Raw genomic sequence first — 12,340 nt, 5'->3', positions numbered from 1 at the left:
GAATGAGGTGCCTGATATGTCTACAATGGAATCCATTATGGAGCAGACGGAGCGGCTGGGGGCGCATAATTATCATCCGCTGCCGATTGTGATTGCGGAGGCGGAGGGGGTATGGGTAACCGATTCGGCAGGGAACCGGTATATGGATATGCTGAGCGGCTACTCCGCCCTCAATCAGGGCCACCGCCATCCACGGATCATCGAGGCGCTGAAGCGCCAGGCGGACCGGATTACGCTGACTTCGCGGGCCTTCTACAACGAACCGCTGGCGGAGCTGCTGCAGCTTCTGACCGGGCTGACCGGCAAAGAGATGATTTTGCCGATGAACACGGGCGTTGAGGCGGTGGAGACTGCCATCAAAGCGGCACGCCGCTGGGGATACCGGGTAAAGGGGATTCCTGCCAACCAGGCGGAAATCATTGTATGTGCAGGCAACTTCCATGGCAGGACGCTGACCGTCACTTCCTTCTCCTCAGAGCCTGCGTACCGGGCGGAGTTCGGCCCGTTTACACCCGGGTTCCGCATCATTTCATACGGTGATATTGAAGCGCTGGAGCAGGCGATAAATCCGAACACAGCTGCACTCCTGCTGGAGCCTATTCAAGGGGAAGCGGGAATTGTCATTCCGCCGGACGGATACCTGCAGCAGGTCCGCAGCCTGTGTTCGGAGCAAAACGTGCTGTTGTTAGCTGATGAAATCCAGACTGGCTTCGGCCGGGCAGGACGGCGGTTTGCCTGTGACTGGGAGGGGGTCGTGCCTGATGTGTACATACTGGGGAAGGCGCTGGGTGGCGGCGTGCTGCCGGTATCTGCGGTTGCCGCAGACCGCAGCATTCTCGGCCTGTTTGAACCGGGGTCGCACGGCTCCACCTTTGGGGGCAATCCGCTGGCAAGCGCCGTCGCCGTGGCTGCCCTAAAGGTCATTGAAGAGGAAAAGCTGGCTGAACGCTCATTGCGGCTGGGAGCCAGGCTTCTTGACCGTTTGAAGAGGCTAAATCATCCCGATATTGTGGAAATCCGCGGGCGCGGGCTGTTTATCGCGATCGAGGCGGCAGGCACTGCGCGGTCTTACTGCGAAAGGCTGCAGCAGGAGGGCCTGCTCTGCAAAGAGACGCATGAGCATGTCATCAGGCTGGCCCCGCCGCTGACCATTTCCGAGCAGGAGCTGGATTGGGCGGCTGAGAGAATCGAGCGGGTGTTCCAAATAGAATAAAGGAAAGGTGAGATGAGCATGGTGCCATATCGTCCTGAAACATTTACGGATTTCAGCAATGAGGCGAACCGCAAGGCAATCGAAGTTGCTCTGGATAAAGCGAGGGCGGAGCTGGGTCAGGAGTATCCGCTGATTATAGGCGGAAACCGGGTGAAAACAGAGGCAAGCTTCGACTCCATCAACCCTTCCCGCAAAGCAGAAGTCATCGGACGTGTGTCCAAGGCTGATGCGGAGCTGGCTGAGCAGGCGATTCAGTCCGCGCATGAAACCTTTGCTGCATGGTCACGGGTGCCAGGCGAGCAGCGGGCGAGACTGCTGTTCAAGACAGCAGCGCTGCTGCGCAGACGCAAGCATGAGTTCAGTGCCTGGCTCATGCTGGAGGCTGGCAAGACAGCTGCCGAAGCGGATGCGGATACGGCGGAAACCATTGATTTTATGGAGTATTATGCCCGCCAAATGATCGAGCTGGATACGACGGCTGCTTCACGCTTAGTCACCCTCGAAGGGGAAGACAACGATTTGCGCTATATCCCGCTTGGCGTCGGCATCATCATTCCGCCCTGGAACTTTCCGCTGGCCATAATGGCGGGTATGACAACGGCCGCTGTTGTGGCAGGCAACACGGTGGTGTTGAAGCCGGCAAGCGCGACACCGGTCATTGCCGCCCGCTTTGTCGCCCTGCTGGAGGAAGCCGGAATGCCGCCGGGAGTTGTGCAGTTCCTGCCGGGCAGCGGGGGAGAGATCGGCGATTTGCTGGTAAGCCATCCGCTTACACGCTTCATTTCCTTTACAGGCTCAAAGGAAGTCGGGCTGCGTATTTTCGAATTGTCGGCTCAAACCTCGCCCGGGCAGAAGTGGCTGAAGCGTTTTGTCGGGGAACTGGGCGGGAAGGATGCTATTATCGTGGACAGCGAGGCTGATTTGGAAGCGGCTGCCCAGGCGATTGTCGCTTCGGCCTTCGGCTTCTCGGGACAGAAGTGTTCGGCCTGCTCGCGCGCGATTGTGCATACTGATGTGTACGAGCAAGTGCTCCGGCGCTGCACGGAGCTAACCCGGCAGCTTAAAGTCGGCGCAGCCGGCGATCTGTCCAGTTCAACCGGTCCGGTGATCGATGAGGCGGCTTACCATAAAATTTTAAGCTATATCAAGCAGGGGAAGAAGGAAAGCCGCCTTGTGACCGGCGGAGGCACCGCAGGAGAGGAAGGCTTCTTCATTGAGCCGACGATTTTCGCCGACGCCGCTCCTGATGGGATCATTATGCAGGAGGAAATCTTCGGTCCGGTGGTGGCCTTTTGCAAGGCCGAATCGTTCGAGCAGGCGCTCGACATTGCGAATAACACAGAATACGGGCTGACCGGCTCGGTATTTTCGGCAAACCGCGGCCGTTTGGAGCAGGCCAGGGAGCAGTTCCATGTCGGCAACCTCTATTTCAACCGCAAATGTACGGGGGCGCTCGTCGGCGTTCATCCGTTCGGAGGTTTCAATATGTCAGGCACGGATTCCAAAGCCGGCGGACCTGACTATCTGTTGCAGTTCACACAGCTCAAACTTATTTCCGAGAAATTATGATGCTTATCTCCAAACACGGACAGCGGTACGTTGTGTGCCGCTTGTCCCTTTACACCAGGTGAAGGAAAGCAGAGCACTAGGGTGAGACTTTTGCACATTGAAGCAGCAGAGTATTTGACCGTGGAGGTGGCGCAAGTGACCAGATATATCGCCAGAAGAGCACTTACTGGCGCTCTGATCGTGCTCGTATCCATTTTTCTTAACTTTATGCTTATTCATCTTGCTCCCGGCGATCCCGTCAGCATCTTGTCCGGTAAGGACAGCCCGTCTCCGGAAATGGAAGCTGCGCTGCGCGCCAAATATGGTCTGGATCAGCCTGTGCTGGTGCAGTTCGGCGCTTATATCCGAACGCTGCTTCAGGGGGATTTGGGAGAGTCCATTCTCAGCGGGCGGCCGGTAGTGGAGATGATTGCGGAACGCATCGGCCCTACGCTGCTTCTGGCTCTGACGACGGCGGTTTTGTCGGTCATGATCGGCACGGCGCTCGGTATTCACTGTGCCAGACGGCAGGGCTCGAAGCTTGATACATCGCTTAGCGGCTTATCCTACCTGTTCGACGCAATGCCTCCGTTCTGGCTCGGGATGATGTTCATTCTGGTATTCGCGTCCACGCTCAAGCTGTTTCCAACGGCAGGCATGGTCGACATGCGGGCTGATTATGAAGGCATACAGTACGTGGCGGACGTGCTCAGGCATCTGTTTCTCCCCGCTCTAACGCTCACGCTGCTGAATATCCCCTATTTCTTCCGAATTGCCCGCGCTTCTGTCATTCAAGTGATGTCCGAGGATTTCGTCACGACATTCCGGGCCGCCGGCATGAAAGAAAGCCGCATTTTCTCTAAGTACATTTTCAAAAATTCGATTCTCCCGACAGTTACGGTGTTCGGTATCACACTCGCTTATATCATTACCGGTGTAGCCATTATTGAAATTGTCTTCTCCTGGCCGGGCATGGGCAATTTCATGATGAATGCCATTTCCCGCCGCGACTATCCGCTGTTGATGGGGCTGTATCTGATTTTATCCGTGTCGGTGGCCGTCAATATGATCTTGACGGATATCGTTTATGCATGGATTGATCCCCGCATTCGCTATCACTGAGGACATGATTTCGGATGTGATATGGGACAAGCCGCTTTGATCTCCAGGATTATACACTGCCGCAGAAGGAGGATGTAAAGGATGGAAATGACACGCAGACCGAGCACTTTGCAGCGAGCCTTGACACATATCAGCTCCGTATCACAGCTGAAGGCAGGGCTCGTCATCCTCTGTCTGCTGCTGATTATGGCGGCATTTGCACCGCTGATTGCGACCCATGGACCGCAGGAACTGACGGACGACATGGCTGTGTCTCCCGGCAAAGAGCACCTGCTTGGAACGGATGGGCTAGGCCGGGATGTGTTCAGCATGATTGTGTACGGGGCACGCACCTCCCTTGTCATCGGGGTAACCGCCGCGTTCATATCCGGGGTCATCGGCACAGTGCTGGGCGGGATCGCGGGATTTTACCGCGGCAGGACTGACACGGTGCTGACCGAGCTGAACAACGTTTTTCTGATGATGCCGACTTTTTTTCTGATTCTGATCGTGATCGCTTTTTTCGGCGGCAGCATGCTGAATGTCATGATCGTCATCGGACTTACGAGTTGGGTAGGCAACGCCCGACTGATGCGGGCTCAGGCCATGTCCCTGCGGGAGCGGACCTTTGTGCTCAGCTCCTTTGCCGTAGGGGAAAGCCGTACGAGGATTCTATTCAGGCATATCATGCCGAACGGGATCTTCCCGATTATTGCCAATACAACGATGAATATTTCGGCCGCGATTTTGACGGAATCAAGCCTGAGCTTCCTCGGCCTGGGAGACCCGAATGTCGTGAGCTGGGGGCAAATTGTGTATAACGGCCGCTCTTATTTGACAAATGGCTGGTGGATCTCGACGTTCTCCGGTCTGATGATCGTGATCACTGTGCTTGCTTTTTATCTGATCGGCGACGGACTCAACAAGGTGCTCAGCCCGAAGCTGCGCTAACATCATTGACGATTTAAGGGAGGTGCACGGCATGGCGCTTTTGCAAATTCGTAATTTGTCGGTTTCCTACCATACCGGCAGCAGAGCGGTTACGGCTGTCAACGGAGTTTCGCTGGAGGTAGAAGAGCAGGATTCCGTCGGCATTGTGGGGGAATCAGGCTCCGGCAAATCCACCCTCGCCATGGCAATTTTGCGTCTTCTGCCCAGCCGGACGGCCAGGGTGGAAGGGGAGATTATATTTGGCGGCCAGCCGTTGCTGAAGCTGGGAGAGCTGGAGCTGGCCCGGTTGAGGTGGAAGGAGCTGGCGGTCGTTTTCCAGAAATCGATGAACTCGCTCAGCCCGGTCCACCGCATCGGGACACAAATGGCGGATATATACCGGCTGCAGGAGAAAGGGCTGAACAAAAAGCAGCTCCGAGAACGAATCATCAAGCTGCTGGAGTCTGTAAGGCTCCCTGCCAGGGTGTATGACCTGTACCCGCATGAGCTGTCCGGCGGCATGATGCAGAGGGTATCCATCGCCCTCGGCCTGATGCACAGGCCCAGGCTGCTCATTCTGGATGAGGCGACGACGGCACTTGACGTGGTTACTCAGGGGCAGATTCTCAGGGAGATGATGGAGTTGGAACGCGAGCTCCGCATCGCACGCATCATGATTACCCACGATATGTCCGTAGTGGCGGCAGCCTGCAAGAAGGTAGCAGTCATGTATGCCGGGCATCTCGTCGAGTTTGGGCCCGTTCAGGATGTTCTGCGGCATCCCCTTCATCCTTACACGAAAGGGCTGCTGCGCTCTCTGCCTTCCTTCAAAGGTGCCAAAGACAATATCCGCGGCATTCCCGGCTCGCTGCCCGATCTGAGCTCACCCGTGCAAGGCTGCGTGTTTGCGGACCGGTGCGAGCATGCCATGCCGGTTTGCCGGCAGGTGACGCCAGCGGACACGGCTTATTCCGTGTCAAGGCGCGCGGCCTGTCACTTTATAGGAGGTGAGGAGCATGCCGCACAATAACGGGCCAGTCGTTGTCGTGGAAGATGTAAAAAAGCACTTCAAGCAGCGGGGCCGTTCCTTGTCTCTGTTTGGCGGCGCAAAGAAAACGGGCGACATCAAGTCGGTTGATGGGGTCAGTTTTACGCTCGACCAGGGTGAAGTGCTCGGGATTATCGGGGAGAGCGGTTGCGGCAAATCGACGCTCGGCAAGCTGCTCGTTCAGCTTGAAAGTCCGACAAGCGGGGAAATCGACATCCTGGGAGAATCCGCCCGGGCTATGCTGAAGCGCAGCCCGCTGGCTTTCCGCCGCAAAGCGCAAATTATATTTCAAAATCCGTTTGATACCTTTGATCCGCGCCATACGATTGCCCGTATTTTGACGGACACGCTGCGGCTTCACGGCGTGGGAGGAAGCCACGAGGAAAGGCTGGCCCTGTGCGAGCAGCGGATGGAGGAAGCAGGGCTGGCGCCAGCGAGAGATTATTTGTACCGCTTCCCCCATGAGCTGTCAGGGGGACAATTGCAGCGCATTTCCATTTTACGCTCGATGCTGCTGGACCCGCTGTTCCTGGTGGCGGATGAGCCGATTTCCATGCTGGACGTGTCCATCCGGGCCGACATCATCAACATGCTGTCGGACATGTGTAGAAGGCGCAATACCGCCATGGTGTTCATCAGCCATGACATTACAACGACAAGGTATATATCTGACAGGGTGGCCGTCATGTATCTGGGCCGGTTCGTGGAGATTGGCCCGACCGATGAGGTGCTTCACCGTCCGCAGCATCCGTATACGAAGGCGCTCATCTCCAATTCGGCGCCGCTGGATGCCGCCGCAGACGATCAGGAATTCATCCATATTGACGGCGAGCCCCCGACACCCGTAGATACGGGGCCGGGCTGCTACTTCTATGACCGCTGCTACGAGCGGCGGGAGGAGTGCAGGCTGCATTACCCCACATTTCGGACGGTGTCGCCGGGACACCACGTGGCATGCCCATATTCCTCCGCGGACGGTGAGCCTATCAGCGGCGGTGCAACGAGCGGCTAAAGCAGACGAACAACTTTGACTTAAGGGAGTGGATCCATGATGAGAAGAAAGGCTATCGTGTGGCTGACATTGCTGCTGACATTTTCCCTGCTCTCAGGCTGCGGCGGGTCGGGGAGCGGTAAAGAGGAAGGTCAGGACAGCGGCTCTAACTCCGGCTCTGGCGGAGGAGGCACACTCGTGGTCGGAGCAAGCGGCGATCCGCAGACCTTTAACCCGAGCGCCAGAGCGGACGACAACTTTTACGCCGCCGCCCAAAATATTTTCAGCAGGCTGATCAAGATCAACAATAATCAGGAGATCATTCCGGATCTGGCCAGGGAATGGAGCGTGTCTGAGGACGGCAAGGAGATCACATTTAAGCTGCATGAAAATGTGAAATGGCATGATGGAGAGCCGTTCACCTCGGCGGACGTCAAGTTCACTCTGGATTCCATCCGCGAGAGAGCAGGTTTTGCCGTCAGCAATCTGAGCAGCATGCAGGAGGTGACTACGCCTGACGACAATACGGTGGTCATCAAGCTTTCCAAGCCGGATGCGACCTTCCTTGGCTACCTGGCCTGGTATGCGACATTTATCGTGCCCGAGCATATTTATGGCGGAGACAATTGGGATGCGGGAACAGCGGTTGAGCCTGTCGGCACCGGACCGTTCAAGTTTGCGGAATATCTGACAGGCGTAAATCTTACGCTGGAGCGAAATGAAGACTATTTCGGCCAGGTTCCGAGCGTTGACCGGCTTGTATTCTCCATCATGACCGATCCGAATACAATGGTGCAGGCCTTTTACAACGGCGAGCTGGATATTCTGGGTACCGATCCGCCAAGCTCCGAGGTGCAGAGCATGCTGAACAATCCGGATATCACCGTAAATCCCAAAGTGTTTCCTTCCCGCTATTATTTGACTTTTAATATGGAAAAAGCCCCGTTTGACAAACCGCAGGTCCGGCAGGCAATCGCTTATGCGCTGAATAATGAGGAGATTGTTGCGCGGGCCATGAAGGGCCAAGGACAAGCGTCGGCTTCGTTTATTTCACCGGTGTATGAGTGGGCGCTGAGCGATCAATACAAGGTGCCTGGCTATGATCCCGAACGTGCCAGGCAGCTGCTGGAAGAAGCTGGGCTCCCCCCCGATGGCAATGGCAATTACTTGTCCCTTACCTTCAAGCTGTTCGAGGGAGGAGCCTTCTCGGATATAGCCACTGTTGTCAAGGACCAACTGAGCCAGGTCGGCATTGACGTCAAGCTGAGCGTGATGGATTACGCCACATGGGAAGAAGAGGTTGTGAACAGCCGCAATTTTGAATTGACGATGCTGGGCGGCTATCAGGGACCGGATGTCGGAGCCGTCGGATCACGTGTCGGCAGCGAGGGAGCGAGCAACTTTATGGGCTACAGCAATCCTGAGCTCGATCAAGCGCTGAAGGAAGGCGTCGCCAAGGCGATGGAAGAGGAACGCAAACCGTATTATGAAGAGATACAGCGCATCATGTCCGAAGACATGCCGCTCTATCCGATCTCGGAATGGGTAGGCATTGTACCGGCCCACTCTTATGTAAAAGGAGCTCCTACCTCCGACGAGGCCATCGGTTACACCGGCTTCAGCGAGTACAATTACGTGCGTATTGAGAAATGAAAATGAAGGGGAGGAATGAAACCATGGATTTTCAGCGTATTATAGAGAGCGTTCCTGATTACGGGACGTTTATGACGGTGGATGAAATGGATGAAAGCACCCGCCGGCTGGCAGAGGAGTTTCCGGATATCGTGACGGTTTTTGAGGCAGGCGTGTCCCGGCAGGGACATTCCCTGCTCTGCATTAAAATCGGGGACGGTCTGCTGAACGCGCTTTGCTTCGCCTGTCCACATCCGAATGAGCCGATCGGCGCCATGACGATGGAATATTTCTCAAGAGCGCTTGCAGAAGAAAAGGAGCTTCGGGAGGAGCTGGGATACACCTGGTATATTATCAAATGCATAGATCCCGACGGTACAAGATTGAATGAAAACTGGTTCAAGGGGCCTTTTGATCTGTATCATTATATGCGCAACTATTTCCGCCCGGTGGGCACGGAGCAGGTGGAATGGACGTTTCCGGTTGATTACAAAACGCTGCATTTCAACAGCCCGCTGCCCGAGACGGAAGCCCTGATGAAGTTGATCCAGGACATAAAGCCAAAGTTCATGTATTCCCTGCACAATGCCGGTTTTGGCGGCGCGTACTGGTATATTTCCGAGGATATGCCCGAGGTGTATGAAGGACTGTATGAATCCGCGCGCAGGCAAAGGGTGGCGATCAGCCTTGGGGAACCTGAGGCGCCCTCGGTGATCGAGTTTGCGCCGGCCATCTACCGTCACTTGAGCGCGGCTCAGGAGTATGATTATCTGGAGCAGTACGGGGGCGATCCGTCTGTGTTTGATTGCGGTACGAGCAGCGGGGATTATGCCCTGATGGAGACAGGTGATTGCGTCACCTTCCTGACAGAGCTTCCGTATTTCTTTGATCCGAGGATTGAAGATTTAAGCGACAGTGGAATGACAAGGCTGGAGGCCGTACGGAAAAATGTCGAGCAGAGCAGGGCACAGCATGCCGATCTGGAAAGCATTCTTGGCGGAATTCGGTCCGACATTCAACCTGACAATCCATTTGTCAAGCTGGTGAATCAGATTCTCCGTTATGGTGAATCGGGCGGGGATGCCAAGCTGAAGTGGGCGGAAAGCGATCCTTCGTTCAAGGAGCCGGCGAGGGTATCACATGTATTCGACAACTTGCAGATCGCTACTTTTTACCATGGGCTGTCGCTTGGACTCAGCATCCGTGCCTGTGAGTTTGAACTTGACCGTCTGTCCGGCGGTGGAGCACAGAATCAGACTGTTCAGCGTCTGAAGGCGGCCAAAGATCATGGATTGGAGCTGTTGAAGAGTTTATGTGATAGACTGGAGAAGGAAATGAACTATTCGGTTATTCCTATTCAAAAGCTGGTGCGCATTCAGCTTGAAGGCGGATTGATAGTCTCAAAACGTATAGCTGATAAGCAGAAGGATGCGCATGTCAGCCTCTAATCGGGAGGAGGAACATATGAACTCACCATCATGGATGCAGCACATTATGACGTCCCCGGATGAGCTCAGGGAGCTTGTCGGGACTCCGAGCGAGCGTGTGCAGCATAAGGTTGTATCTGTCATAGAGGAGCATACTCGGGGATATTTGCAGCAATCTCCGCTATTTTTCCTCGCGACCAGCAGCGCTGACGGGCACTGCGATGTGTCTCCGCGTGGAGACGGACCCGGCTTCGTCAAGGCGCTGGATGAGCACAGGCTGGTTTTCCCCGAGCGTCCGGGAAACAAACGGGTGGACTCGCTGCTTAACATTATGGAGAATCCGCAGGTGGGCATGATCTTTCTGATCCCCGGTCTCGATGAAGTGCTTCGCATTAACGGCAAAGCATGGATTACGAGAAGTCCGGAGCTGATGGAACAGATGCAGTGGGATGGCAAAACAACAGGAATGTGTGTCGTGGTCGAGGTGGAGGAATGCTTCGTGCATTGTCCGCGTGCATTAAAGCAATCGAAGATATGGAGTTCGGACGCATGGCCTGAGAAGGAGAAGCTCCCGTCCATAACAGACATGTTCCTCGCGCATCTGGAGCTGAACAAAAGCGCGCAGAAGGCGGACTGACGGTTTACGGATATTGTTGAATATTGTAATTTAAAAGGCAGCCGGACGGAATGGGGAACATTCCGCTCGGCTGCCTTCAATTTACTTCTGCCGCTTATAGAAGCTGATCGTACCGGTACCTTCATCGGCGCTGACAAACATTTCGCTCGCGCTCGCATAGTGGATTCCCTCCGGTGATTCACCGGCCGTTGGAATCAGTCCCAGCAGAGCTGGCGATTCCGGATTCGACAGATCGAAAAACAGGATGGCGTCCGCACGCTCGGAGGCAACTGCCGCAATATCGCGTCCATTCACCTGCGCGATCGTCACATTTTCCACTTCACTGCCCTTCTTCTCACTGCGTCCATCCGGATACAAGCCGACCCGGGCTGCAGCCTTGTCAATCACATCGGCGCTGTCGTAAATTTTATCTCCTTCAAGGCTCCACACCGCGATGTTGCGTCCGCCGGCCTTCACGCCATCCTTGAATTCATCCTCGGCAAGATCGCCTTCATTCGCTGTCAGAAGGTAGCGGCCGTCCGAGGTGAAGGCGATGCCGTCCGGCTCATAGCGGGCTGTAATTTCATCCGTAAACGATACCCGGCCGTCATCCTTCGCATCCGCAGCATGGGTGGTCGTGCCGAGGGCGAATACCCGCACAAGCTTCCGAGTCTTCAGATCGACAATTGCAATGGCGTTATTTTCCTGCAGCGTTACCGCCGCGGTGGTGCTGTCTGAACTGATGGCCACATATTCCGGCTGCGGCTCGTGCGGATAGACGGCATCTTCAACGCCGCTCAAATCCACGGGCACCTGAACCAGCTCACCCGCCAGCACGTTGCCCTCCGGGAAGTGAAGCACGGCGATGCTGCCCGGACGCTTGTTGGCCGCATAATCAAATTCCTCCGTCTTCGGATCAATTTCTTCATCCTCAATCGCGATTACGGCATAGCTGCCGTCACGGGAGATGGCGATGGAATCCGGGCCAATGCCGATCTCGTACACCTTGGCAATCTCGTAGGTGTCCAAATCGATGACGGCCGCCATACCCGTCTTCGGATCATTGAAGTTGTCACCGGTGCGGATCACGGCAATGGCATGCCTGCCGTCAGGCATAACCGCAACACTGGTAACCTCTGCCTTGTCGGAGAGGCTGCTGAAGCTGATGGTTTTTATTTCATTAACCTGGTCCGTATAGGTGATATCCAGGACGCTGACACTGCCTTTGTCTGCCTCGGTTACAAGCAGGCGGCTGCCGTCCGGAGTGGAAGCGGCGATCTCGGCCTTGCCGCTCGGCATCTGGAACGAACCGGCAAGCTCATAGCCTGTCCGGTTTTGTGCGTCGATTACGCTGCCGCGCAGTTGCTTGGCAGTATTTTCAGAGAGGTATAACTTGCCGTCTTCTATATATGGCGCCTGATCGAGTGTAACCTCTTCACCATCCAGAACGGCCTTCGCCGATCCGGTCCGGAAAACAGCGGTTGTATCACCAAGACTGACATTAGCGCTTTTATCCTTGATGTTCCATTTCAAAGTCCCCTGCATGTCCGATACCATGGCGCGGATCGCTTCGCTTTCAGCCTCGGCGGCATGCGCAGCCGGCAGTGCGACGGCAGTGGTGATGGAGGCTGCTGCCATGGCGAGCAGCCATTTGTTTGTCTTTTTCAAGTTATAATCCCCTTTTTTATTCAATATAGTGGATGGGCTTTAGCAGAGAGTGTCCGCCCTTTGTTTGTAAAAATTATAGTTTCTTTATGTTAAAAGAAATGGGGCTGTTCGTAAATTTTGTCCAATGAATGTAAAAAATGCAGTGATGAGCGCTGCTGCTCACAAA

At 55.3% G+C, this 12,340-nt stretch carries 10 protein-coding genes; 9 read left to right on the top strand and 1 reads right to left on the bottom strand.

What is annotated here, in order from left to right; translation table 11 throughout:
* The first annotated feature begins 16 nt into the window (after positions 1-16).
* From ACI1P2_RS14045 to ACI1P2_RS14005, 9 genes are all read left to right on the top strand, one after another.
* Positions 17-1,213: an ornithine--oxo-acid transaminase gene (locus ACI1P2_RS14045; RefSeq protein ID WP_355320489.1), complete on the top strand. Its 1,197-nt coding sequence runs from the start codon at positions 17-19 to the stop codon at positions 1,211-1,213.
* A gap of 18 nt (positions 1,214-1,231) precedes the next feature.
* Positions 1,232-2,782 (top strand): L-glutamate gamma-semialdehyde dehydrogenase, encoded by a 1,551-nt coding sequence (gene pruA / locus ACI1P2_RS14040; protein ID WP_355320488.1) that lies wholly within the window; start codon positions 1,232-1,234, stop codon positions 2,780-2,782.
* 81 nt (positions 2,783-2,863) lie between these two features.
* Positions 2,864-3,883 (top strand): ABC transporter permease, encoded by a 1,020-nt coding sequence (locus tag ACI1P2_RS14035; protein WP_355320487.1) that lies wholly within the window; start codon positions 2,864-2,866, stop codon positions 3,881-3,883.
* Positions 3,884-3,970: 87 nt separating this feature from the next.
* Complete coding sequence (locus tag ACI1P2_RS14030; RefSeq protein WP_408976223.1) at positions 3,971-4,813, top strand: ABC transporter permease; 843 nt, start codon at positions 3,971-3,973, stop codon at positions 4,811-4,813.
* Between the two features lie 31 nt (positions 4,814-4,844).
* Complete coding sequence (locus tag ACI1P2_RS14025; RefSeq protein WP_355320485.1) at positions 4,845-5,822, top strand: ABC transporter ATP-binding protein; 978 nt, start codon at positions 4,845-4,847, stop codon at positions 5,820-5,822.
* Positions 5,809-6,852: an ABC transporter ATP-binding protein gene (locus tag ACI1P2_RS14020; RefSeq protein ID WP_355320484.1), complete on the top strand. Its 1,044-nt coding sequence runs from the start codon at positions 5,809-5,811 to the stop codon at positions 6,850-6,852. Before ACI1P2_RS14025 ends, ACI1P2_RS14020 begins: the two co-directional genes overlap by 14 nt.
* Positions 6,853-6,888: 36 nt before the next feature.
* Entirely contained in the window at positions 6,889-8,484 is a 1,596-nt protein-coding gene (locus ACI1P2_RS14015) for an ABC transporter substrate-binding protein (RefSeq protein WP_355320483.1), read from the top strand.
* A gap of 23 nt (positions 8,485-8,507) precedes the next feature.
* On the top strand, positions 8,508-9,911 hold the full coding sequence (locus ACI1P2_RS14010; protein WP_355320482.1) for a M14 family zinc carboxypeptidase: 1,404 nt from the start codon (positions 8,508-8,510) through the stop codon (positions 9,909-9,911).
* A gap of 16 nt (positions 9,912-9,927) precedes the next feature.
* A complete protein-coding gene (locus ACI1P2_RS14005; protein WP_355320481.1) occupies positions 9,928-10,527 on the top strand; it encodes an MSMEG_1061 family FMN-dependent PPOX-type flavoprotein in 600 nt (199 codons plus the stop codon).
* Between the two features lie 81 nt (positions 10,528-10,608).
* Here ACI1P2_RS14005 and ACI1P2_RS14000 read toward each other — a convergent pair whose 3' ends face one another.
* A complete protein-coding gene (locus ACI1P2_RS14000; RefSeq protein ID WP_355320480.1) occupies positions 10,609-12,174 on the bottom strand; it encodes a choice-of-anchor I domain-containing protein in 1,566 nt (521 codons plus the stop codon).
* Between the last annotated feature and the right edge of the window lie 166 nt (positions 12,175-12,340).

This window comes from Paenibacillus jiangxiensis (genome assembly GCF_046098255.1).
In the GTDB taxonomy this organism is placed as follows: domain Bacteria; phylum Bacillota; class Bacilli; order Paenibacillales; family Paenibacillaceae; genus Paenibacillus; species Paenibacillus jiagnxiensis.
The sequence above is the reverse complement of the archived record's forward strand: the minus strand, read 5'-3'. Positions and strand labels throughout refer to the sequence as shown.